The organism is Tatumella saanichensis (genome assembly GCF_000439375.1).
Classification (GTDB): domain Bacteria; phylum Pseudomonadota; class Gammaproteobacteria; order Enterobacterales; family Enterobacteriaceae; genus Tatumella; species Tatumella saanichensis.
On the sequence record NZ_ATMI01000056.1, the window covers coordinates 64,259 to 87,119 of the forward strand.

Sequence of the window (22,861 nt, forward strand, 5' to 3'; positions counted from 1 at the left end):
GAATAGTCTGAAAGTTACCCCTCATGAACATGAACCAGGTCAAAATTTATAGACTTTTATCTAAAAAAAATTCCAATTTAGTGTTAAAAATGATTAAGTAAGTTTAATAAATTTAATACGAGATGACTCCTCTGTGAACGTCCATCAGGAACGCGCACAGAGGCCGGTGATATTTTTTTAGGGTATCGCTGGCACAAAAGGGAATTTTAACTGTCAATTCCTGACGTTACTTCCATAAATGAGTCTGCTACACAAACACTGATTCTGATTTTTAGTCAGGCCTGTTTGCCGACAGATCAGCGTTTGTGAACCTGTATTGAGTTTATCGCCTGTCCTTGGACAGGATACGAACAACACCATGTAGTAAGTAAAAAAACATATAAGTGAATAAAAAATATGACAAATTCTAACCCCCCGATCATGAATCTGGATCTCGATCTGTTAAGGACGTTCGTTGCGGTTGCTGATTTGAATACCTTTGCAGCCGCCGCAGCTGCCGTCTGTCGTACGCAATCTGCGGTCAGCCAGCAAATGCAGCGATTGGAGCAACTGGTCGGTAAAGAGTTGTTTGCTCGGCATGGGCGCAACAAACTGCTGACAGAGCATGGCATTCAGTTACTGGGCTATGCCAGAAAAATTTTGCGCTTCAACGATGAAGCCTGTGCTTCCCTGATGTACAGCAACGTGCAGGGTGTCTTGACCTTGGGTGTAACAGAAGATACTGCAGAGACACTGCTTCCTTATGTGCTCAACCGTATTACCGCTCTCTATCCGAAACTCACGATTGATATCCGTATCAACCCGACCCACGAAATTTTCACCATGCTGGAGCAAGGTCAGGTCGATATTGTGTTATCCATCAAAGCGATCGGTGATGTGATAAGCCAAGTCTTAAGAACCTCGCCAACTCTGTGGTTCTGTGCTGCAGATTATGCCTTCCGGCATGGTGAGGCACTGCCGCTGGTGTTGCAAGATGAGCCTAACACCTTCCGTGAGATGGCCATTGAACATCTTGATAATCATGGCATACCTTGGCGTCTTTCTTATGTGGCAGCCTCTTTATCGGCCGTGAAAGTAGCGGTTAAATCTGGGCTAGGTGCTACTGCGCGTCCCGCAGAGATGATTGGTCCCGACGTTCGTGTCTTGGGCAGTGCCGAAGGATTACCCTCATTACCTGATACGGAATATCTGCTGTGCCGTAGTGCTGGTTCAGATAATGAATTGCTGCAGTCGGTGTTCAATGTGCTACGGCCACTTGCGGACCCTTCCCATCAGCCTGAGAGCGATTTTAACGGCCAATTTCGTGAAGAGATCGCCCTAGATTCAGACATCACTGACCCTTAACAGCGGCCAAAACCGTTGCTTATTACGTCTCTATATCGGCCCGCGTACGCTTAGTTGTACACGGGCTTTTTTGACACTCTCCGCCCGTAAAAGCGCTCATTTTTCACTCAAACCTCACCTAACCCTGCGCTCGATCAAAAAAATAACATCACTTCAACAAGGAAAATTGGCAAAGTCCTGCCAGAATGTAAGGATATCGCTCAGCATTTAGCCGTTAGCGGCATAACACCCGTTCACTCCTGGAACTGAACCGATTTAGCTGGACGTAAGTGCACCAGTTGTTAATAATGTGTTTTGTTTGTTTCTCATAATTTAACAAAATGATTTTCAGTTGTTGTCCTGTGTGGATAGGAGCTGACTGTTAGGGAATGGAGTACTCCCTATGACGGTGGCTACAGGCAGGTTAACAATCTGATGTTTTCTTTTCTGAGTGCTGTTGAGGCTGACCTTGTCAGCTTACTGAGGGCACTCCATCGGATGAGTAAGCAAAGTATGTCTACCGGTACTGAAGTCATCGCCTATCATTGGGCATTTACGCTGTTCATCATTATCGCCTTTGGGCTCTGCGTGTTTATGCTGGCTGGCGGCTGGCTGCTTGGGGGGAGGGCGAAAGCCCGCCACAAAGATACCCCTTTTGAATCGGGTATAGCGCCAGTCGGGACCACGCAACTGCGTCTGTCTGCCAAATTTTATCTGGTCGCTATGTTCTTTGTGATCTTCGACGTTGAAGCGCTGTTCTTGTATGCCTGGTCTGCCTCGGTACGGGAGAGTGGTTGGACTGGCTTCGCCGAAGCAGCACTATTTATCGTTATTCTGCTGGCTGGTTTGGTCTATTTGGTGCGCATTGGTGCCTTGGACTGGGCCCCAGCCCGTCGCCGTATTCCGGTCACGTCACCGACTGAACCGACTTCCGCTCCCACTGAAAAGCAGTAACTGCGAGGCTTAAACATGGACTATACGCTGACCCGCATAGACCCCGAAGGAAACGGCGATAATGACCGTTACCCCCTGCAGCAACAGTCTGTCGTCGCTGACCCGCTGGAACAGCACGTTCACCGCAGCGTGTATATGGGTAAACTCGAACACGCGCTCCATGACATGGTGAACTGGGGCAGAAAAAACTCTCTGTGGCCCTATAACTTTGGTCTGTCTTGCTGTTATGTCGAGATGACCACCTCTTTCACCGCAGTACATGATGTGGCCCGTTTCGGTTCTGAAGTTATCCGCGCCTCGCCGCGTCAGGCTGACTTTATGGTGATTGCCGGAACTCCGTTCACCAAAATGGCCCCCGTTATCCAGCGTTTATATGACCAGATGCTGGAGCCGAAGTGGGTGATCTCCATGGGAGCCTGTGCCAATTCTGGCGGAATGTATGACATCTATTCCGTGGTGCAAGGTGTGGATAAATTCCTGCCGGTTGATGTGTATATTCCCGGCTGTCCACCACGACCGGAAGCCTATATGCAGGCGTTATTACTGTTACAAGAGTCTATCGGCAAGGAGCGCCGTCCGCTCTCCTGGGTGGTGGGCGACCAAGGGGTTTATCGCGCCAATATGCCGTCTGAACGAGAAAGAAAACGCGGTGAGCGGATTGCCGTGACCCAATTACGTAGTCCGGACGAGATCTGATCCGGGCCTGTAAGGCGGGTGCTCAGTAAGCAGGCTGAGTACTGCCTGATATCATCTTATAAGTGCCTGGTCACAGGCCGTCATGGTGAAGATCCTATGTGTGATTTGAACACGCAAGATGCTGCTCTGCCGGTTTGGCAAACCCAGGATCATTTGGATGATCCGGTAATTGAAGAGCTGTCTCAACGTTTTGGCCCGCAAGCTCTAACCGTGCAGGCCACTCGTACCGGTATTCCTGTGGTGTGGGTGCCTCGCGAACGTCTGATAGAAGTGATCGATTTTCTGCGCCGGCTGTCTAAGCCTTATGTGATGCTCTATGATTTGCACGGCATGGATGAGCGGCTTCGGACCCATCGTCAGGGACTGCCAGCAGCGGATTTTTCGGTGTTCTATCATCTGCTGTCCATTGGCCGCAACCGTGACATCATGATCAAAGTGGCGTTAGCAGAAACGGACCTTAACTTGCCGACTCTGACCTCGTTATTTCCCAATGCCAACTGGTATGAGCGGGAAACGTGGGAAATGTTTGGCATCACCTTCACCGGCCACCCGCATTTGACCCGCATTATGATGCCGCCGACCTGGACCGGTCATCCGCTGCGCAAGGACTACCCCGCCCGGGCCACCGAATTTGACCCGTTCACCCTGACCAAAGCCAAAGAAGATTTGGAAATGGAAGCCCTGACCTTCAATCCGGAAGAGTGGGGCATGAAACGCGGTGATAAAAATGAGGACTTTATGTTCCTCAATCTCGGTCCTAACCACCCGTCTGCCCACGGTGCTTTCCGGATTATCCTGCAACTGGACGGTGAAGAGATCGTCGATTGTGTGCCGGATATCGGCTATCACCATCGCGGCGCAGAGAAAATGGGGGAGCGTCAGTCTTGGCACAGCTATATCCCCTATACCGATCGTATTGAATACCTTGGCGGCTGCGTTAACGAAATGCCCTATGTGTTGGCTGTCGAAAAATTGGCCGGTATTACTGTACCTGACCGCGTCAATGTGATCCGTGTGATGTTGTCTGAGCTGTTCCGTATTAACAGCCATCTGCTGTATATCTCCACCTTTATCCAAGATGTCGGGGCCATGACGCCGGTATTCTTTGCCTTTACCGACCGCCAGAGAATTTACGATGTGGTGGAAGCCATTACCGGTTTTCGTATGCATCCGGCCTGGTTCCGCATCGGTGGTGTGGCCCATGACCTGCCGAACGGTTGGCAGCGTCTGTTACGGGAATTTCTCGACTGGATGCCGAAACGGCTGAAGGAGTATGACAAGGCGGCATTGCGTAACAGCGTGCTGGTGGCCCGCTCCAAAGGCGTTGCGGCTTACAACCAGCAACAGGCCTTGGAATGGGGCACCACCGGTGCTGCGCTACGTGCAACCGGCCTCGACTTTGATGTGCGCAAATGGCGTCCCTATTCTGGGTATGAACATTTCGATTTCGAGGTGCCGGTGGGTGACGGTATCAGTGATGCCTATAGCCGTGTGATGCTAAAAATGGAAGAGATGTGGCAGTCACTGCGCATTCTCGAACAGTGCTTAAATAATATGCCCGCCGGGCCGTTTAAAGCCGATCATCCGTTGACCACACCGCCGCCTAAAGAGCGCACTTTGCAACATATAGAGACTCTGATCACGCACTTCCTACAGGTTTCCTGGGGACCGGTGATGCCTGCCAATGAATCCTTCCAGATGATCGAAGCGACCAAAGGGATCAACAGTTATTACCTGACCAGTGATGGCAGCACCATGAGTTACCGCACCCGGGTTCGTACACCGAGTTTCCCACATCTGCAGCAGATCCCATCGGTGATCCGCGGCAGCTTGGTGTCGGATCTGATTGTCTATCTCGGCAGTATCGATTTTGTTATGTCTGACGTGGATCGCTAATGATGAATGATCAAAGAATAGCCATTACGACAATTGAGCCGCAGGCGTTCTCGCTGAGCGAGCAAGAACGTCAGGCGATTGAACATGAAAAGCATCACTATGAGGATGCCCGGGCGGCCTCCATCGAAGCACTGAAAATTGTTCAAAAACAGCGCGGTTGGGTACCGGACGGTGCCATTACCGCTATCGCAGAGGTGCTAGCGATCCCCGCCAGTGATGTGGAAGGGGTCGCCACCTTCTACAGCCAGATCTACCGCCAGCCGGTGGGCCGTCATGTGATCCGTTACTGCGACAGCGTGGTCTGTCACATCACTGGCTATCAGGGAATTCAGGCGGCGTTGGAAAAGCTGTTGGCGATCTCCCCCGGCCAAACTACCGCTGATGGCCGCTTTACCCTGCTGCCGACCTGTTGTCTCGGTAACTGCGATAAAGGCCCAGTGATGATGGTCGGGGATCACACCCACGTGCATCTGACCCCTGAATCGATTGCGACCCTATTGGAGCAGTACCCATGAGTGTAAAAACTGTTGTGCGTACCGCCGAAACCCATCCACTGACCTGGCGGATGCGCGATGACCGGCAACCGGTATGGATCGACGAATATCGCAGCAAAAATGGCTACGCTGGGGCAGAGAAAGCCCTGAAAAGCTTAAGTCCCGAGGAGATCGTCGCTCAGGTTAAAGAGTCTGGCCTGAAAGGGCGCGGCGGTGCTGGGTTTTCCACTGGACTGAAGTGGAGTTTGATGCCGAAGGATGAATCCATGAATATCCGCTATCTGCTGTGTAATGCGGATGAAATGGAGCCTGGTACTTATAAAGACCGCCTACTGATGGAACAAATGCCCCATCAGTTGGTGGAAGGGATGCTGATCAGTGCCTTTGCCCTAAAAGCGTGGCGTGGCTATATCTTCCTGCGTGGTGAATATGTCGAGGCAGCCGAGAACTTGCGCCGTGCCATCCAGGAAGCCACCGACGCGGGCCTGTTAGGCAACAATATTCTCGGCACTGGTTTTAATTTTGAACTGTTTGTCCACACCGGTGCGGGGCGCTATATCTGCGGGGAAGAAACGGCATTGATTAACTCACTGGAAGGTCGGCGCGCTAACCCGCGTTCTAAACCACCATTCCCTGCCTCTGCGGGGGTGTGGGGTAAACCGACCTGCGTGAATAACGTAGAAACCCTGTCGAACGTGCCCGCCATCTTGGCTAATGGTGTGGAGTGGTACAAAGGGCTTTCTTCGAGCGAAGATACTGGCACCAAGATGATGGGCTTTTCCGGTCGGGTCAAAAACCCTGGGTTGTGGGAACTGCCGTTCGGGATCACCGCCCGCGAAATTCTGGAAGATTATGCCGGTGGCATGCGTGACGGTCTACGTTTCAAAGCTTGGCAACCGGGAGGCGCCGGTACCGATTTCCTGACCGAGAGTCACCTCGACTTACCGATGGAGTTTGCCAGTATCGGCAAAGCGGGCAGCCGTCTTGGTACCGCCTTAGCGATGGCCGTTGACCATGAAATTAATATGGTGTCATTGGTACGTAACTTAGAAGAGTTCTTTGCCCGCGAATCCTGCGGTTGGTGCACCCCGTGCCGCGATGGTCTGCCCTGGAGCGTTAAAATCCTACGCGCTTTGGAACGCGGGGAAGGTCAGCCTGGAGACATTGAAACCTTACAACAACTCTGTCGTCAATTGGGGCCGGGCAAAACCTTCTGTGCCCATGCGCCCGGCGCAGTAGAGCCGTTACAGAGTGCCATTAAGTATTTTCGTGAAGAGTTTGAAGCAGGCATTGCGCCACAGCTGTACGGCAATGTGCGCGCGATCAGCGGTATCCAGCCCAATCAGTTGAAGTAAAACGGCGAGTGGTAAGCACAGCGGCGCTGATAAGACCGCACTGATGCGTATTATGTTTAACGCCCGTGGCTGCACGGGCCTGACGGAAGCATGTTCACTATGGCTACAATCCATGTAGACGGTAAAGAATATGAAGTTAACGGTGCAGACAACCTGTTGCAGGCATGTCTGTCCTTGGGGCTGGATATTCCCTATTTCTGCTGGCACCCAGCACTGGGCAGCGTCGGTGCCTGCCGCCAATGTGCCGTAAAACAGTATCAGAATGCCGAAGATACCCGTGGCCGTCTGGTGATGTCCTGTATGACACCAGCTGCTGATGGCACCTTTATCTCGGTAGAAGATGCTGAAGCACGGGAATTTCGTGAAAGTGTGGTCGAATGGCTGATGACCAACCATCCCCATGACTGTCCGGTGTGCGAAGAGGGCGGTAACTGCCATCTGCAGGATATGACGGTAATGACCGGCCACAGCTTCCGCCGCTATCGGTTCACTAAGCGTACTCATCATAATCAAGATCTTGGACCGTTTATTTCTCATGAGATGAACCGTTGTATCGCCTGTTATCGCTGTGTGCGCTATTACAAAGACTATGCCGGCGGTACCGATCTAGGCGTTTACGGGGCCCATGATAATGTCTATTTTGGCCGTACCGAAGACGGTACCCTGGAAAGTGAATTTTCCGGTAATTTGACCGAAGTTTGTCCGACCGGGGTATTTACCGACAAAACCCACTCCGAACGCTATAACCGTAAGTGGGATATGCAGTTTGCGCCGTCTATCTGCCATCAGTGTAGTGTCGGCTGTAATATCAGTCCCGGTGAACGCTATGGTGAATTGCGCCGCATTGAAAACCGCTATAACGGCAGTGTTAACCACTACTTCCTTTGCGATCGAGGCCGTTTTGGTTACGGTTACGTTAACCTGAAAGACCGCCCGCGGCTGGCACAACAACAGCGTGGCCCTGATCGGCTGACCCTTGATGTCGCTCAAGGGCTGCACGCCTGTGCCGATCTGCTGCGTCAGGCCACCCGCATTATCGGTATCGGTTCTGGGCGCGCCAGCTTAGAAAGTAATTTTGCATTACAGCAACTGGTGGGCGAAGAGAATTTCAGCACTGGCATGTCCACTGCCCAGCATCAGCAAGTGATGCAGGTTCTGAAAGTGTTACGCGAAAGCGGGGTCTATACCCCGTCACTGCGCGAAACCGAAGAATACGATGCCATCTTGGTGTTGGGTGAAGACCTGACGCAGGTGGCTGCACGGGTTGCCCTGGCGGTACGGCAGGCAGCACAAGGTAAAGCCCGCGAACTGGCGGCTGCGCAGAAAGTGGCTGACTGGCAGATCGCCGCCATCATGAATATCGGTCAGCATGCCAAACACCCGTTGTTTGTCACCCATGTGGCACAGACGCGTCTTGATGATATCGCCGCGTGGAGTTATCGCGCACCGGTAGAGGATCAGGTCCAGCTTGGATTTGCCATCGCCCATGCCATTGATGGCAATGCCCCCGCGGCGGAGGGTTTCGATTCTTCACTGAACGGTAAGTTAGATGTGGTGGTGCAGGCGCTGACCGGTGCCCGTAAACCGCTGATTATCGCAGGCACCCACGCCGGCAGTATTGCCATGATCGAGGCGGCCGCCAATATTGCCCGCGCCCTGAAAAACAGTGGCTCTGCACCGGGTATTACCCTGTTATTACCGGAAGCCAATAGCCTCGGATTGGCGATGCTCGGTGGCATGCCGCTGGAACCGGCGCTGGAAAAACTACGTGAGGGTGAGGCCGATGCCTTAGTGGTGTTGGAAAACGATCTTTATCGTCACGTTCCGCGCCGTTTAGTGGATGCCGCCCTCAATGCGGGCGGACAGGTGATTGTGGTGGATCATCAACATACGCCAACCCTGCAAAAAGCTACGATCAGTCTGCCGGCAGCTAGCTTTGCCGAAGCCGATGGCACCTTGGTGAATAACGAGGGCAGGGCGCAACGCTCTTTCCAAGTCTTTGACCCGTCCTTTTATGACGACAGCGTGCAGATCACCGAAAGCTGGCGTTGGCTGCATGCCCTTAATGCTGCGATTGAAAAACGAGAAACCGACTGGTCGCAGCTTGATCAGGTGATTGACTCCCTAGTGGCAGCCTACCCGCAGTTGTCCGCGATTAAACAGGCGGCTCCAGAGGCTAGTTTCCGGATCCGCGGCCAGAAATTGGCTCGTTCACCTCATCGCTACAGTGGTCGTACCGCGATGCGCGCCAATATCAGTGTCCATGAGCCGCGACAACCTCAGGATAAAGACACCATGTTTGCTTTCTCTATGGAAGGCAATAACCAACCACAGGCTCCGCGCCAGCAGGTACCCTTTGCCTGGTCTCCGGGCTGGAACTCCCCGCAGGCATGGAACAAATTCCAAGATGAAGTGGGCGGTCATCTGCGCCACGGCGATCCTGGTGTTCGTCTGATTGAGCCGGATGATAGCGGGTTGGGATGGTTTGCTGCCCCGCGTCGTCAGGAGAACACTGGCTGGCAGGTAGCGCCACTGCATCGCCTGTTTGGCAGTGAAGAGCTGTCGCAACGCTCGGCAGTGTTCCGTAAACGCATTACGCCAGCGGTGGCAGTACTTCATCCCTCCGCTGCCGCGACCTTGGGGGTGGATGCCGGTGCTTGGCTGGCTGTGGAATGTGGCGGTGAAACGCTAACATTGCCCGTCGTGTTCTCCGAGCATCTGCCTGTCGGGTTGGTAGGTTTACCGTTGGGGATGCCGGGGATCCCAGAGTACCTGTCCGGCGCGACCATTGACTCACTTAGGGAGGCTGCACAATGAGTCTGCTGACACCCGACATCACCGCAATTATTATCCAAATCGTCAAAGCCGTGGTGATCCTACTGGTAGTGGTGTCCTGCGGCGCCTTTATGAGTTTCGCAGAACGCCGCCTGCTGGGACTGTTCCAGAATCGTTATGGGCCGAACCGTGTCGGCTGGGGCGGTTCCCTGCAATTGGTCGCCGATATGATCAAAATGTTCTTTAAAGAAGACTGGGTTCCACCGTTTACTGACCGAGTTATCTTCACCTTGGCACCGGTGATCGCCTTTGTCGCCTTACTGCTCGCCTTTGCCATTGTTCCGGTGGCACCGGGCTGGGTGGTGAGTGACTTGAATATTGGCCTGCTGTTCTTCCTTATGATGGCTGGGCTGGCGGTGTATGCGGTGTTGTTTGCTGGCTGGTCCAGTAATAACAAATATTCACTGCTCGGGGCAATGCGTGCTTCCGCCCAAACCCTGAGTTATGAAGTATTCCTCGGTTTATCGCTGATGGGCGTGGTAGCTCAAGCGGGCTCATTCAATATGAGTGACATCGTCAATAGCCAGCAACACCTGTGGAATATCGTGCCGCAGATCCTCGGTTTTATCACTTTCTGCATTGCTGGGGTCGCGGTTTGTCACCGTCATCCGTTCGATCAGCCGGAAGCGGAGCAGGAGCTGGCTGACGGTTATCATATTGAGTATGCCGGTATGAAATTTGGCCTATTTTTTGTCGGTGAATACGTGGCGATCACCACCGTATCGGCGCTGATCGTCACGCTGTTTTTTGGCGGCTGGCTGGGACCTTTGCTGCCACCGATAGTCTGGTTTGTGCTGAAAACGGCCTTTTTTATGATGATGTTTATTCTGATCCGCGCCGCGCTGCCGCGTCCGCGTTATGACCAGGTGATGTCGTTCGGCTGGAAAGTGTGTTTGCCGTTGACGCTGTTGAATCTGCTGGTCACCGCCGCAGTCATTCTGTTCAACGCGCAATAAGGGAGTCGCGTCATGAAACTGAAAGAGATTGCTAAAGGGTTTGCTACGCAGGTGCGCAGTATCTGGATGATCGGTATGCATGCCTTTGCCAAAAGGGAAACGCAGATGTATCCGGAGGAGCCGGTGTATCTGCCGCCACGTTATCGCGGACGTATTGTACTGACCCGAGATCCAGACGGCCAAGAGCGCTGTGTGGCCTGTAACCTGTGTGCGGTAGCCTGTCCGGTAGGCTGTATTTCGCTACAGAAGGCGGAAATGTCAGACGGTCGCTGGTACCCAGAGTTTTTTCGGATCAACTTCTCACGCTGCATTTTCTGCGGACTCTGTGAAGAAGCTTGTCCGACCACCGCTATCCAGCTCACCCCGGACTTCGAATTGGGTGAGTTTAAACGTCAGGATCTGGTCTACGAAAAAGAAGACCTGCTGATTTCGGGCCCGGGCAAATACCCTGAATACAACTTTTACCGGATGGCCGGTATGGCAATTGACGGGAAAGAGAAAGGTTCAGCCGAAAATGAAGCCAAACCTGTCGACGTTAAAGGCTTATTACCCTAAGGAGTCGGGCATGGAATTCGCGTTTTACTGTTGCGGGGCAATTGCGGTGTTAACCACCCTACGGGTGATTACCCACACTAACCCAGTGCACGCGCTGTTATATCTGATTATCTCGTTGTTGGCGGTGGCTGGCGTGTTCTTCTCCCTCGGAGCCTATTTTGCCGGCGCGTTGGAGATCATCGTCTATGCCGGGGCCATTATGGTGCTGTTTGTGTTCGTGGTGATGATGCTTAACCTAGGCAAGGCCCAGCAGAAGCAAGAACAGGAATGGCTGAAGCCGTCGCTGTGGATTGGACCTGGAGTGATTGCACTGCTATTGCTGGTCGCCATGATTTACGGCATTCAGTCAGTGAATGACCAAGGGATAGATGGGCAGGTGCTTGACGCCAAAGCGGTAGGGATCAGCCTATTTGGCCCTTATGTGCTGGCGGTGGAATTGGCATCAATGTTACTGCTGGCCGGGGTGGTCGTGGCTTATCACATTGGTCGTGAAGATCGTCGTGGTGAGGTGTTGACTAACCGTCCCGATGATTCGGTACAGGCAAACAAGGAGCAGCCATTATGATCCCTCTGCAACACGGGCTGATTTTAGCGGCCATCTTATTTGTACTCGGGCTGACTTCGCTGATCCTGCGGCGTAACCTGCTGTTTATGCTGATTGGTCTGGAAATTATGATCAATGCAGCGGCGCTGGCACTGGTGGTGGCGGGCAGTTATTGGGGGCAGGCCGACGGACAGGTCATGTATATCCTGGCGATCAGTCTCGCGGCCGCAGAAGCCAGTATTGGTTTGGCATTGCTGCTGCAATTACATCGTCGCCGCCAGACTCTGAATATTGATTCAGTGAGTGAGATGCGCGGATGAACCTTCTTTATTTGACAGTGTTGTTGCCGTTACTCGGCTTTATCCTACTGGCCTTCTCCCGTGGACGCTTTTCAGAAAATTTTGCCGCGACCATTGGTGTCGGCTCCGTCGGCCTGTCCGCTTTGGTGACCCTGTATGTCGGCGTGGATTTTTTCGCGGCACAGCAGCAGCCTTTTCAACAGATGCTCTGGACGTGGATGCAGGTCGGGAACTTTATGATCCCAGTCAATCTGCGTCTCGACGGTTTGTCGATGACCATGCTGTCGGTGGTGACCGGGGTCGGTTTTCTGATCCATCTGTTCGCCTCCTGGTATATGCGCGGAGAGGAGGGGTATTCACGCTTTTTCGCCTACACCAATCTGTTTATTGCCAGTATGGTGGTGTTGGTGCTGGCGGATAACCTGATGCTGATGTACCTCGGTTGGGAAGGGGTCGGGCTGTGCTCCTATCTGCTGATCGGCTTTTACTACACTAATCCAGATAACGGCAAAGCTGCCATGAAGGCCTTTATCATTACCCGTATCGGTGATGTATTCTTGGCCATCGGTCTGTTTATTTTGTACACCCAACTCGGCACCCTGAATTTCCAAGAGATGGCCGCATTGGCCCCCGCACACTTTGCCATCAACAATCACATGCTGCAGTGGGCGACTCTGATGTTACTCGGTGGAGCGGTGGGTAAATCTGCTCAGTTACCGCTACAGACCTGGCTTGCGGACGCAATGGCGGGTCCAACGCCGGTTTCAGCCCTGATCCACGCCGCCACCATGGTTACCGCAGGGGTTTATCTGATTGCCCGTAGCCACGGCTTGTTCCTACTGACGCCGGAGATCCTGCACTTAGTCGGCATTATTGGTGCCATTACCTTAGTACTGGCAGGGTTTGCTGCACTGGTCCAGACGGATATCAAGCGGGTACTGGCCTATTCGACCATGAGCCAGATTGGCTATATGTTCTTGGCGCTGGGTGTCCAAGCTTGGGATGCCGCGATCTTCCATCTGATGACGCATGCCTTCTTTAAAGCGTTACTGTTCTTGTCTTCAGGGTCGGTGATCCTCGCCTGCCATCACGAACAGAATATCTTCAAAATGGGTGGCCTACGTAAGCGTATCCCATTGGTTTATACCTGCTTCTTGGTTGGTGGGGCCGCTCTGTCGGCGCTACCGGTGATCACTGCCGGTTTCTACAGTAAAGACGCCATCCTCTATGGCGCCATGATCAACGGTCATCAACTGCTATTGCTGGCAGGCTTGGTGGGCGCTTTCCTCACCTCGGTGTATACCTTCCGCATGATTTTTATCGTCTTCCATGGTGAAGAAAAAATCCATGCTCATGCAGGGAAAGGGATCTCCCATCATTTACCGTTGCTGGTTCTACTGGTGTTATCGACCTTTGTCGGGGCGTGGATCACTCCGCCGTTGTCGGGGGTTCTGCCGGCCACCGGTGGCGGTGAAGCAGGGCGTATGGCGCTGGAAATGACTTCTGGTGGTGTGGCGGTAGCGGGCATTTTGGTGGCGGCCCTGTTATGGCTTGGTCGTCGCAAGCTGGTGACCAGCGTAGCGTCCAGTGCGCCGGGACGTCTGCTGAGTCGCTGGTGGTTTGCTGCTTGGGGCTTTGACTGGATCTACAACCTGTTATTTGTGAAGACCTTCCGTGCTATTGCTTGGCTGCTGAAATCCGATCCTTTTAACGGACTGCTCAATCTGTTGGCAGTGATCGCGCGGTCGGCAGGTAAAGGCATTGCGGTAAGCGAAAATGGTTATCTGCGCTGGTATGTGGCCTCAATGGGCATCGGTGCAGTTGTGGTGCTGGCGTTAATGCTGGTGGTTTGAGGTGAGTGTGTGGGGAAGGGCAATATTCTTGACCCCGGAACTCGATAAATTTCCATCCCCTGATGCAGAGGATGGATCACTAAAAGGGAACCAAACGCCGTGTTACTACCTTGGCTAATTATCCTCCCCTTCGTCGGCGGCGTGTTCTGCTGGCTAGCTGAACGCTTTGGTATCAGAGCGCCACGCTGGATAGCGTTGCTGACCATGGGGCTGACGCTGCTACTCTCTCTGTTGCTGTGGTCGCAGGGAGGTTACTCACTGACTCAGGCTGCGGGGATCCCGCAATGGCAGTCTTCTTTCTCGGTGCCGTGGATCCCGGCATTCGGTATCAATTTTCATCTGGCGATTGATGGGTTATCGCTACTGATGGTGGTACTGACCGGATTACTCGGTGTTATGGCAGTACTCTGTTCTTGGAATGAAATCCAGAAATATCAGGGTTTCTTCCATCTTAACCTACTGTGGATCCTCGGTGGGGTGATGGGGGTGTTCCTGTCGGTGGATCTGTTCCTGTTCTTTTTCTTCTGGGAATTGATGCTGGTGCCGATGTACTTCCTGATAGCCCTATGGGGACATAAAGCCTCTGACGGTAAGACACGGATTTCGGCGGCCACCAAATTCTTTATCTACACCCAGGCCTCTGGTCTTATCATGCTGATTGCTATCCTCGGGTTAGTGCTGGTGCATTACCGCTCTACCGGTGAGTGGGCCTTCAACTATGAGCAACTGCTGCACACCACCATGAGTGAGCCAGTGCAGTACTTGCTGATGCTCGGTTTCTTTATCGCCTTTGCGGTCAAGATGCCGGTGGTGCCACTGCACGGCTGGTTACCGGATGCCCACAGTCAGGCACCGACCGCAGGGTCGGTGGATCTGGCGGGGATCTTGCTGAAAACTGCCGCCTACGGTTTGCTACGTTTCAGCTTGCCGCTGTTCCCGCAGGCATCGATGGCGTTTGCTCCGATCGCTATGGGACTCGGGGTGCTTGGCATCTTTTACGGTGCTTGGATGGCGTTCTCTCAGACTGACATTAAACGCTTGATTGCCTATAGCTCAGTCTCCCATATGGGCTTTGTGCTAATTGCCATTTACAGCGGTAGCCAGTTGGCATTCCAAGGGGCCGTGGTGCAGATGATTGCCCACGGACTCTCTTCGGCGGCGCTGTTTATCCTCTGTGGTCAGCTGTACGAACGTCTACATACCCGCGATATGCGCTTGATGGGTGGTCTGTGGTCACGCATTAAGTGGTTGCCGGGGCTGTCGCTGTTTTTTGCCGCCGCCAACCTCGGTATGCCGGGTACCGGCAACTTCGTCGGCGAATTTATGATCCTTACCGGTGGTTTTGCCATGGTACCGGCCATTATTGTGGTGGCCACCTTCGGGCTGGTGTTTGCCTCGGTCTACTCTCTGGTGATGATCCAGCGGGCCTACTACGGGGCGCCGTCCTCTGAAAAGCCATTGCGTGGACTGTCGGCGCGTGAATTTCTGATGATTATGGTACTGGTGGTATTGCTGGTACTGCTGGGCGTGTATCCGCAACCGATCTTGGATACGTCCGCCGCGGCAATGAGCAATATTCAGCACTGGTTTACAGCATCAACATTACTTACAAGGCCGTGATCTGTTATGACAATATCTTCTCAACAACTGGTCGCGCTACTGCCCCTGTTAATCACCGGATTTACGGTGGTGGTGGTGATGCTTTCTATCGCCTGGCGGCGTAATCATACGCTGAATGCGACCTTGACCGTTGCCGGACTGAATATTGCGCTGTTCTCGCTGTGGTTCAGCGCCCATGCTGCGCCGCTGGCAGTGACCTCGCTGTTACAGGTGGATGGTTATTCAGTGTTTTACAGCGAATTGGTGATTATGGCCGGTCTGGCGACCTGTACCTTTGCCTTTCCGTGGCTAAAAACCCTGAAAGATAACTGTGATGAGTTCTATCTGCTGGTGACTATCGCGGTAGCGGGGGGGATTGTGCTGGCCAGTGCTTCTCATCTAGCGTCACTGTTTATCGGTATTGAACTGCTGTCGCTGCCGTTGTTCGGTCTGACCGGTTATGCGTTCCGCCACAAACGCTCTTTGGAAGCGGCGCTGAAATACACCCTGTTATCGGCGGCGGCTTCCTCGTTCCTGCTATTTGGGATCGCGTTAGTGTATGCGGCGGGTGGTGAACTGACGTTTAGCGGATTAAGTCATGTGCTGACCGACAGTGGACTCACTTCGCCGCTGATGCTGACAGGCTTCGGGATGATGATTATCGGTATTGGCTTCAAACTGTCGCTGGTGCCGTTTCATCTATGGACTCCGGATGTCTATCAAGGGGCACCGGCTCCGGTTTCCGCCTTTCTGGCGACCGGCAGTAAAATTGCCATCTTTGCCGTGCTGGTGAGACTGTTTATGGATACCCCACTGGCACAGAGCGAAGGTATCCGCACTGCGCTGGGGGTCATCGCCTTTGCTTCCATCTTGGCGGGGAACTTAATGGCGTTGACGCAGAGCAATATCAAGCGTTTGCTCGGCTATTCGTCTATTTCACATCTGGGCTACCTGCTGGTTGCGCTGATTTCGGCTGGTTCTCATCAACTCTCGTTGGAAACTACCGGCGTTTATCTGGCAGGGTATCTGTTTAGCAGCCTTGGAGCCTTTGGGGTGGTCAGCTTGATGTCAGCGGCGGGCCATGAAAATGACACTGACTCGCTCTATTCTTACCGTGGTCTGTTCTGGCACCGGCCGGTGCTGTCGGCGGTACTGGCGCTGATGATGCTGTCGCTGGCAGGGATCCCTTCGACGCTCGGTTTTATCGGTAAGTTCTATGTGCTGGCATCAGGCGTCAATGCCGGACTGTGGTGGCTGACTGCAGCGGTGGTGATCGGCAGTGCCATCGGCCTTTACTACTATCTGCGTGTCACCGTTAGCCTGTTCCTTGGGGCACCAGCCTTACATTTCCGCGATACCGTGAATAGCTGGGGCTACACTGCCGGTGGTATTGTGGTGTTAATTTCCGCGCTTTTAGTGTTACTGCTGGGGATCTTCCCGCAGCCGCTGATTTCGTTGGTGAGGCTGGCACAGCCACTGTTCTAGGTTCGTCACCCCGTCATGTGGATCGCCATGCCTCATTTCAGGGGCATGGCTTTTTTATCGCCTCAAAGGGTTATTTATTCACGGTGATTGTCACAAAGTCGTAGTCCGCAGCGGGTTTGTCCATTACACTGCGCGCTGTAAAAACTGAACAGATTAACGATTAGACAGGCGGTAACAGCGATGAACGGTACAATCACAACCTGGTTTGATGAAAAGGGTTTCGGATTCATTAAAGATGAAAACGGCGATAACCGTTATTTTCATGTGATTAAGGTCGCTAACCCTGAACTGATTAAGAAAGGTGCGGAGGTGACCTTTGAGCCAGGCACCAACAACAAGGGATTATCGGCGTTTGCGGTAAAAGTGATCCCAGAGAGTAAATATATCTTTATCGCTGGAGAGCGCCTGAAAATTGCTGCCATCAAAAACTACTTGGTGTACAGCGAAGAGGTGCCGGCAGATAGCTCCATCGATAAACAAAATATGGTGCTATCGGTGGGGACGCTGATGAACAGTATTCGTCCGAAATCGACGGCTCAACCAGGTGAAATGCGAACCCTGAAAAAACTGGCAGTGACCACTTTCCAAGGAACCACTCTTACGTTTTCTGAAGATGAAATTGATCTCGAAGAAACTGTCAAGGTGCTGCGCGGTCTCAAATAAGCGATACGACCTCGGGTTCCGGCCTAATCAGGCCGGAACCGCTTGAAAGGCACCTACTGTTTTACCCACACTAACTGATCGGTGCGGAAGCCCAGCTGCTGCGCCTGACTGATAAAGATCTCTTTCACCAGCTGCGGCATCTGCGGCGTGCGTGATAATACCCATAAATACTTACGGTCCGGCCCACACACCAGCGCATACTGGTAGTCACCGTGCATACTGATCACGTTATAGCTGGCATAGAAAGGACCGAAGAAAGAGACTTTCAGGGCGGCAGTGCTGGGGTCACCGGTAAAGAAGGCTTTACCCTCACTCTGACTCCACTTACCGGTGCGCGGGTTAAAGCCACGGTTAATTACGCGAATACCGCCGTCACTGCGTTGTTGATAGGTGGCGGTCACATGATCGAGACCTTTTTCAAAACGGTTATCTAAGCGGGCGACTTCATACCATTTTCCCAGATAGCGACTGGCATCAAAGCCGGTCACCGGGGTAACGCCTTTCGGTGGTGTGGTGGACTGGCAGGCCACCAGACCGAGGGCGACAGTAGCCACTGCTACGGCAGGCCATATTTTCATGATAGTTCCTTGGATACTGAGAATAATCTTCGATTAACTATAGCCGTTGTGACTGATTTCGCTCAGGATCCTATCCAGATCCACGCCACCAATGCCAGTATTGATAGGGCTGACAAGACATTTATCCACTTAAGGGTGGCCGGTGGGGTATAGCATTTTAGTAGGTAGCCCGCGACTGCCCAGGGGATCATCGAAATCAGCGCCGCCAGCAGGAAAATCAACGAGCACAGGTAAATATTGCCACTGTTACCGACAAAGGTACCGTAGGAGAGCAGGACAAATAGCCATGCCTTGTAACTTAACGGGTGGACCATCAGGCCGGTAGCAAAACGCTGAGCAGCGTTGCCATGATCGTTGGCCGCCCCGTCCGGAAGGGGGGCATTGAGTATCTGCCAGGCCAGCCACAAAAAGTAGAGGCAACCGATGATTTTGAGCCACAGCAGTGCTGGACCTGCCATACTGACACCCGCCTGGAAGAGAATAGCGGCGATCCCTAACACCAAGGCAAAGCCGCAGAGAATACCGGCGGCATAGCGAAGTAACGGCCGGATTTGGCCGCGAGAAGCGCCGGTGAGCAGGGCGATATTGGCTGGCCCCGGGGTAACACTGGCGATAAAAGCAAATAAGGCAAAATGCAGGTACACGCCGATCTCCTTCAGGGATGGCGGGCCGGATAATGGCTGAAAATCCTGTTTTCAGTGATTTCCAGTCGCGTAATCTAAGACTCATTGAGCGTTTTTTTTACCCTGCTCGGCGTGAGAGTGCAACTCAATGAAATGTCAGCAGGAAAAATAGCCAATAATTTGTCTAAAGAGGACAGTATGAGCACCATCGTTTGGAAAGACCTACACCACCGTGAATTAACGGTCAGTGACTGTTATCAATGTTTGGCATTACGCAATGCGGTGTTTATTGTGGAACAGCAATGTCTCTACCAGGATATCGATGGAGAAGACTTACGCGGCGATAACCGGCATCTGCTCGGTTTACAGGAAGAACAATTGGTGGCCTATGCCCGTTTACGGGTACCTGAGGATCGCGGGGAGCCGCTGGCGATTGGTCGAGTGATCGTAGCGGTCTCGGCGCGCGGGCAAGGGTTGGCAGGGAAGCTAATGGGGAAGATGTTAGACAGTTGTCGTCAGCATTTTCCCGCACGGAGCGTTGTCCTGTCGGCCCAGGCCCATCTGCTGCGGTTTTATACGAGTCACGGCTTTCAAGCCTATGGCGAGGTTTATCAGGAAGACGGGATCGATCATATTGCGATGGTGCTACAACAGTAAAGGGCGGGGAAACCCGCCCTTTGTCCGTTCACCGATCAGCGCATTTGACGGTTATCTACGTACTTACGCTGGTCCGCCGGAGGCGGAATATACTGGTACATCCAGGTTTCGCTGAGAGTTTCCCCTTTGGTGCGCAGGAACAAGCGCATATTCACCGGATCAGTGGAGTCACTGTTCGGGTACCAGTCGAACAGAATACGGTAAGCATTCAGTGGTTCGACATAGAGGATTTCCACCTGTTTAAAGGTACCAGAGGACACGGTGATCACTGGCTCAATCCCTTTCGGTGCGGCTGCTTTCAGATCTCCGCCCACAAAGTCGATGGCGAAGCGGCGGCACCATACATCTGGGAAGTGCTCACCTGGTGCCCAACCTTCTGGGAAGCCACCCATACCGACGCGGGTAGCACCAACACGTGCCAGAGAACTTTCAACCGGAGGCAGACTGCTCCAATACAATTTGTAGCCAAAGCTTAGTTCACTGCCAGCTTTCACTGCCTGTTCCGGCTGCCAGAAGCAGACGATATTATCCAAGGTTTCACCGGTGGTTGGGATTTCCATCAGTTCAATGGCCCCTTTGCCCCATTTACCCTGGGGTTCGACCCACAGGCTAGGGCGCTTGTTATACCAGCCAATCACATCTTGGTAATCATTAAAATCATGGTCCAGTTGCAGCAAACCAAAACCGCGTGGGTTTTCATCGCTGAAACTGTTGAAGGTCAGGCGCTGCGGGTTGTTGAGCGGGCGGGCGATCCATTCACCTTTACCGGTCCACATTGCTAAGCGATCGGAATCGTGGATTTGCGGATGGTAAGTGTTGCACATTTGACGATCGTTAGTGCCACAGCTAAACATACTGGTCATCGGCGCAATGCCCAGCTGTTGAATGTCTTTACGGGCATAAAGCTGGTTTTCGATGGACATCACCACCTGAGTTTTTTGGCAGTCAATGGTGAACTTATAGGCGCCGGTAATGCTGGCTCCGTCAAGTAGGGCATAGACGACAAAAGAGGTGTCTTGAGGTTTCGGTGTCTCAAACCAGAAAGCGGTGAAGTCAGGGAACTCTTCGTGATCACTGAAGGTATCGATGGCGACGCCACGGGCAGACAATCCATACTGATAAGTATCATCGACGGCACGGAAGTAACTGGCCCCCAGAAAAGAGACGATATCACGACGGGCCAATTCAGGCTTTTTAAAGGCACGGAAACCCGCAAAGCCTAAGTCGGTTTTGCCGTCCAATTGTTTCACATCAACATGGGCATCGTTGTAGTTAAACAGTTCGGGGCGGAAGTGAACCTCGCGGGCCTCACGGGTGGCCGGATCTACCGAAAACATACGGATGCGGCGCTTAAAGCCCATGCCGGTATGGAAAAACTGGACGTCTAGCTGGCGGTCAGGGATATTGCTCCATAGGGAGTGGTTCGCGTCATACTGGATGGCATTGTAATCCTGCGGCGTCATGTTGGCCAGAGTATCAGGCAGCGGACCAGGGGCACCGGACCAAGGCTGTTTAGCCAATGCGGCGGCCTGTTGTTTCAGCTGTGAAAAATCAAATTTGCGGGCTTTGCCATCGGCGATCCCGTCAGCCGCCCAGGCCTGATTCGCCAGCAGTGATGATAAACCTGTCATGGAGCCTAACGCTGAGACAGCCATCGTGCCTTTTATAAACTTTCTGCGATTCATACCAGAAACATATCCTCTGTTATTCAGGTGTAGAGTGGCTGTGGAAAACCGGTTACCGGGTCATCACCCGTTCAATACGACTCAGCCAGTATGACAGAACAGCCCTTGTAAAATTCATCACGAAGAAATTTATCAGATTAATCAGAGAAGCGATGCTTTTATCTTTTGGCCTCAGGGAGATTTTTGGGGCTACTTACACCGGGAGTGAACCTCTTGGTGTAAAGGGCACCGTTTTTCCCTCAATACTACGTTTATATTTTCTGTTCAGTCAGTTAAGTTAACAAAGGCTATTCATTTCCCTTGGGCAGGAGCAGTAATGTGAAGATAGAAATGCTATCAACCGGTGACGAAGTTTTATACGGACAGATTACCGATACTAATGCAGTCTGGTTGGCAGATACCCTGTTTGCCCAGGGACTGGCGATGACACATCGCTCGACAGTCGGCGATGCACTGTCCGATCTGGTGGAGGAGTTGCAGCAGCGCAGTCAGGTCGCGGATGTGCTGATCGTCAACGGCGGTTTAGGGCCGACCAGCGATGATCTCAGCGCACAGGCAGCCGCACTTGCCTGTGGTGTGCCTTTGGTAAGGGATGAGGAATGGCTGGGGCGCATCGAGGCTTTTTTCAGCCAGCGAGGTCAAGTGATGGCGGTGCAGAACCGTAAGCAGGCGGATATTCCGCAGTACGGGGAAAGACTGGATAACCGTATCGGTACGGCCTGTGGATTTTGTGTCACTCTAAACCAGTGTCAGATCTTTTTTACCCCCGGCGTCCCCTCTGAATTTAAGGTGATGGTCACTGAGCAGATCCTACCTAGGCTGAAAGCACGGTTTACCCTGCCATCGCCCCCGTGCTGCCTGCGGCTGACGACCTTTGGTCGCGGTGAAAGTTCGCTGGCAGCCTTGTTGGAACCGCTGATCTTACCGGAGCAGGTGGTGATCGGTTACCGTGCTGCGATGCCGGTGGTTGAGATTAAACTGACCGGGCCGCAGAGTGCGCAGGTGGCGATGCAAGGAGTTTGGCAACAGGTCCGTGAGCAGGTGGCGGAATGGATTATTTTCGAAGGAACCGACGGCTTACCGGCGGCATTAGGCGTCGCCCTCAGGGATAATCATGCTCGACTGGCGGTCAGTGAGACCGTGACTGGCGGTCTGCTGCACTGGCAGTTGGCCTCAGCCAATGTGCCGCTGGCGGGGGGAGAATGTCCGGTGATTGCCGAGGAAAGTTTGCCACAACTGATGGCCCGTAGCCGTGCCTTGGCAGAGCTACAGCAAACGCAATGGGTGCTGGTGGTGGGGGGCCATGATCCGCGTGAACCGTCGATTTGCTTGATCACCCCGCAGCAACAGGTGGCACAGCAACTGGTGTTTACCAGTGACCGCCATTCTCCCCAGCTGCGACAGGAACTGTTGTGTACCTTGGCAATGACCATGCTTCAGCGGGCGATACAGGGTCGATCGCTCCCTCAGACACCGGGTTGGCTGGAGGTTCGCGAACAGATCCTCAACGACCGCTGATCCCTTAGGGCAAGGTTAGGGGGTCAGAGTTCCAGTTCGATATCGCCGACCGGCTGGCAACAGCAGGGCAGGATCTCATCCTGCCCGACAAAGGCCAAGGGTTTATTACGGTAACAGACCTGACCTTTGCGTAGCCTAACCCGGCAGGAGCCGCAATAGCCTTCGCGGCACTGATATTCCATCGGCAATTGATGGGCCTCCAGTGCCGAGAGTAGGTTCGCATATTCCCCCTCAGCGCATTCCAGCTGCTGGCCAGTGTGGCTGAGGGTGATGACACGGGTTTTAGCAGACAT

Annotated in this window: 21 protein-coding genes; 17 read left to right on the forward strand and 4 right to left on the reverse strand. The window is 53.1% G+C overall.

Going from position 1 to position 22,861, the window contains the following annotated elements; all coding sequences use genetic code 11:
* Positions 1–396: 396 nt before the first annotated feature.
* The 15 genes from DW47_RS0116025 (at position 397) to DW47_RS0116095 (ending at position 17,507) form a co-directional block, all read left to right on the forward strand.
* On the forward strand, positions 397–1,344 hold the full coding sequence (locus tag DW47_RS0116025; protein ID WP_051150988.1) for a LysR family transcriptional regulator: 948 nt from the start codon (positions 397–399) through the stop codon (positions 1,342–1,344).
* A gap of 492 nt (positions 1,345–1,836) precedes the next feature.
* Positions 1,837–2,277 carry an NADH-quinone oxidoreductase subunit A gene (locus DW47_RS0116030; RefSeq protein ID WP_029687449.1) on the forward strand — a complete coding sequence of 147 codons (441 nt, stop codon included), beginning with the start codon at positions 1,837–1,839 and terminating at the stop codon, positions 2,275–2,277.
* Positions 2,278–2,292: 15 nt separating this feature from the next.
* A complete protein-coding gene (locus DW47_RS0116035) occupies positions 2,293–2,973 on the forward strand; it encodes a NuoB/complex I 20 kDa subunit family protein (RefSeq protein ID WP_029687450.1) in 681 nt (226 codons plus the stop codon).
* 96 nt (positions 2,974–3,069) lie between these two features.
* Complete coding sequence (gene nuoC / locus DW47_RS0116040) at positions 3,070–4,869, forward strand: NADH-quinone oxidoreductase subunit C/D (protein ID WP_029687451.1); 1,800 nt, start codon at positions 3,070–3,072, stop codon at positions 4,867–4,869.
* 2 nt (positions 4,870–4,871) lie between these two features.
* Positions 4,872–5,384, forward strand: a complete 513-nt coding sequence (gene nuoE / locus DW47_RS0116045) for an NADH-quinone oxidoreductase subunit NuoE (protein WP_038027665.1) — start codon at positions 4,872–4,874, stop codon at positions 5,382–5,384.
* On the forward strand, positions 5,381–6,718 hold the full coding sequence (nuoF, locus tag DW47_RS0116050; RefSeq protein ID WP_029687453.1) for an NADH-quinone oxidoreductase subunit NuoF: 1,338 nt from the start codon (positions 5,381–5,383) through the stop codon (positions 6,716–6,718). The genes nuoE and nuoF overlap by 4 nt, the downstream gene beginning before the upstream one ends.
* 99 nt (positions 6,719–6,817) lie before the next feature.
* A complete protein-coding gene (gene nuoG / locus DW47_RS0116055; protein WP_029687455.1) occupies positions 6,818–9,535 on the forward strand; it encodes an NADH-quinone oxidoreductase subunit NuoG in 2,718 nt (905 codons plus the stop codon).
* Entirely contained in the window at positions 9,532–10,509 is a 978-nt protein-coding gene (nuoH, locus tag DW47_RS0116060) for an NADH-quinone oxidoreductase subunit NuoH (RefSeq protein ID WP_029687456.1), read from the forward strand. The genes nuoG and nuoH overlap by 4 nt, the downstream gene beginning before the upstream one ends.
* 12 nt (positions 10,510–10,521) lie before the next feature.
* Positions 10,522–11,064: an NADH-quinone oxidoreductase subunit NuoI gene (gene nuoI / locus DW47_RS0116065; protein WP_029687457.1), complete on the forward strand. Its 543-nt coding sequence runs from the start codon at positions 10,522–10,524 to the stop codon at positions 11,062–11,064.
* Between the two features lie 10 nt (positions 11,065–11,074).
* On the forward strand, positions 11,075–11,629 hold the full coding sequence (nuoJ, locus tag DW47_RS0116070; RefSeq protein ID WP_029687458.1) for an NADH-quinone oxidoreductase subunit J: 555 nt from the start codon (positions 11,075–11,077) through the stop codon (positions 11,627–11,629).
* On the forward strand, positions 11,626–11,928 hold the full coding sequence (nuoK, locus tag DW47_RS0116075; protein ID WP_029687459.1) for an NADH-quinone oxidoreductase subunit NuoK: 303 nt from the start codon (positions 11,626–11,628) through the stop codon (positions 11,926–11,928). The genes nuoJ and nuoK overlap by 4 nt, the downstream gene beginning before the upstream one ends.
* Positions 11,925–13,760: an NADH-quinone oxidoreductase subunit L gene (nuoL, locus tag DW47_RS0116080; RefSeq protein ID WP_029687460.1), complete on the forward strand. Its 1,836-nt coding sequence runs from the start codon at positions 11,925–11,927 to the stop codon at positions 13,758–13,760. The genes nuoK and nuoL overlap by 4 nt, the downstream gene beginning before the upstream one ends.
* A gap of 99 nt (positions 13,761–13,859) precedes the next feature.
* Positions 13,860–15,380 carry an NADH-quinone oxidoreductase subunit M gene (gene nuoM / locus DW47_RS0116085; RefSeq protein WP_029687461.1) on the forward strand — a complete coding sequence of 507 codons (1,521 nt, stop codon included), beginning with the start codon at positions 13,860–13,862 and terminating at the stop codon, positions 15,378–15,380.
* A gap of 6 nt (positions 15,381–15,386) precedes the next feature.
* Entirely contained in the window at positions 15,387–16,844 is a 1,458-nt protein-coding gene (gene nuoN / locus DW47_RS0116090; protein ID WP_029687462.1) for an NADH-quinone oxidoreductase subunit NuoN, read from the forward strand.
* A 180-nt stretch (positions 16,845–17,024) separates the two neighbouring features.
* Complete coding sequence (locus DW47_RS0116095) at positions 17,025–17,507, forward strand: cold-shock protein (protein ID WP_029687463.1); 483 nt, start codon at positions 17,025–17,027, stop codon at positions 17,505–17,507.
* 53 nt (positions 17,508–17,560) lie between these two features.
* Here the strand turns inward: DW47_RS0116095 and blc are convergent, their stop codons facing one another.
* Entirely contained in the window at positions 17,561–18,085 is a 525-nt protein-coding gene (gene blc / locus DW47_RS0116100; protein WP_029687464.1) for an outer membrane lipoprotein Blc, read from the reverse strand.
* Between the two features lie 62 nt (positions 18,086–18,147).
* The gene (locus tag DW47_RS0116105) at positions 18,148–18,729 is read right to left on the reverse strand and encodes a LysE family translocator (RefSeq protein WP_029687465.1); all 582 of its coding nucleotides are present in this window, start codon (positions 18,727–18,729) and stop codon (positions 18,148–18,150) included.
* A gap of 177 nt (positions 18,730–18,906) precedes the next feature.
* On the opposite strand from DW47_RS0116105, the gene DW47_RS0116110 reads away from it, so the two are divergent.
* Entirely contained in the window at positions 18,907–19,365 is a 459-nt protein-coding gene (locus DW47_RS0116110; protein WP_029687466.1) for a GNAT family N-acetyltransferase, read from the forward strand.
* 35 nt (positions 19,366–19,400) lie between these two features.
* Here the strand turns inward: DW47_RS0116110 and DW47_RS0116115 are convergent, their stop codons facing one another.
* Positions 19,401–21,050: a glucan biosynthesis protein D gene (locus tag DW47_RS0116115; RefSeq protein WP_029687467.1), complete on the reverse strand. Its 1,650-nt coding sequence runs from the start codon at positions 21,048–21,050 to the stop codon at positions 19,401–19,403.
* 330 nt (positions 21,051–21,380) lie between these two features.
* On the opposite strand from DW47_RS0116115, the gene DW47_RS0116120 reads away from it, so the two are divergent.
* A complete protein-coding gene (locus tag DW47_RS0116120; protein ID WP_029687469.1) occupies positions 21,381–22,568 on the forward strand; it encodes a nicotinamide mononucleotide deamidase-related protein YfaY in 1,188 nt (395 codons plus the stop codon).
* A 23-nt stretch (positions 22,569–22,591) separates the two neighbouring features.
* Here the strand turns inward: DW47_RS0116120 and yfaE are convergent, their stop codons facing one another.
* Complete coding sequence (gene yfaE, locus DW47_RS0116125) at positions 22,592–22,861, reverse strand: class I ribonucleotide reductase maintenance protein YfaE (RefSeq protein ID WP_029687471.1); 270 nt, start codon at positions 22,859–22,861, stop codon at positions 22,592–22,594.

What these genes read in the sequence shown, in the direction of transcription:
- DW47_RS0116025 (WP_051150988.1), top strand. Translation starts at nt 397, where the DNA reads ATGACAAATTCTAACCCCCCGATCATGAATCTGGATCTCGATCTGTTA.
- DW47_RS0116030 (WP_029687449.1), top strand. Translation starts at nt 1,837, where the DNA reads ATGTCTACCGGTACTGAAGTCATCGCCTATCATTGGGCATTTACGCTG.
- DW47_RS0116035 (WP_029687450.1), top strand. Translation starts at nt 2,293, where the DNA reads ATGGACTATACGCTGACCCGCATAGACCCCGAAGGAAACGGCGATAAT.
- nuoC (WP_029687451.1), top strand. Translation starts at nt 3,070, where the DNA reads ATGTGTGATTTGAACACGCAAGATGCTGCTCTGCCGGTTTGGCAAACC.
- nuoE (WP_038027665.1), top strand. Translation starts at nt 4,872, where the DNA reads ATGAATGATCAAAGAATAGCCATTACGACAATTGAGCCGCAGGCGTTC.
- nuoF (WP_029687453.1), top strand. Translation starts at nt 5,381, where the DNA reads ATGAGTGTAAAAACTGTTGTGCGTACCGCCGAAACCCATCCACTGACC.
- nuoG (WP_029687455.1), top strand. Translation starts at nt 6,818, where the DNA reads ATGGCTACAATCCATGTAGACGGTAAAGAATATGAAGTTAACGGTGCA.
- nuoH (WP_029687456.1), top strand. Translation starts at nt 9,532, where the DNA reads ATGAGTCTGCTGACACCCGACATCACCGCAATTATTATCCAAATCGTC.
- nuoI (WP_029687457.1), top strand. Translation starts at nt 10,522, where the DNA reads ATGAAACTGAAAGAGATTGCTAAAGGGTTTGCTACGCAGGTGCGCAGT.
- nuoJ (WP_029687458.1), top strand. Translation starts at nt 11,075, where the DNA reads ATGGAATTCGCGTTTTACTGTTGCGGGGCAATTGCGGTGTTAACCACC.
- nuoK (WP_029687459.1), top strand. Translation starts at nt 11,626, where the DNA reads ATGATCCCTCTGCAACACGGGCTGATTTTAGCGGCCATCTTATTTGTA.
- nuoL (WP_029687460.1), top strand. Translation starts at nt 11,925, where the DNA reads ATGAACCTTCTTTATTTGACAGTGTTGTTGCCGTTACTCGGCTTTATC.
- nuoN (WP_029687462.1), top strand. Translation starts at nt 15,387, where the DNA reads ATGACAATATCTTCTCAACAACTGGTCGCGCTACTGCCCCTGTTAATC.
- DW47_RS0116095 (WP_029687463.1), top strand. Translation starts at nt 17,025, where the DNA reads ATGAACGGTACAATCACAACCTGGTTTGATGAAAAGGGTTTCGGATTC.
- blc (WP_029687464.1), bottom strand. Translation starts at nt 18,085, where the DNA reads ATGAAAATATGGCCTGCCGTAGCAGTGGCTACTGTCGCCCTCGGTCTG.
- DW47_RS0116110 (WP_029687466.1), top strand. Translation starts at nt 18,907, where the DNA reads ATGAGCACCATCGTTTGGAAAGACCTACACCACCGTGAATTAACGGTC.
- DW47_RS0116115 (WP_029687467.1), bottom strand. Translation starts at nt 21,050, where the DNA reads ATGAATCGCAGAAAGTTTATAAAAGGCACGATGGCTGTCTCAGCGTTA.
- DW47_RS0116120 (WP_029687469.1), top strand. Translation starts at nt 21,381, where the DNA reads ATGCTATCAACCGGTGACGAAGTTTTATACGGACAGATTACCGATACT.
- yfaE (WP_029687471.1), bottom strand. Translation starts at nt 22,861, where the DNA reads ATGTCTGCTAAAACCCGTGTCATCACCCTCAGCCACACTGGCCAGCAG.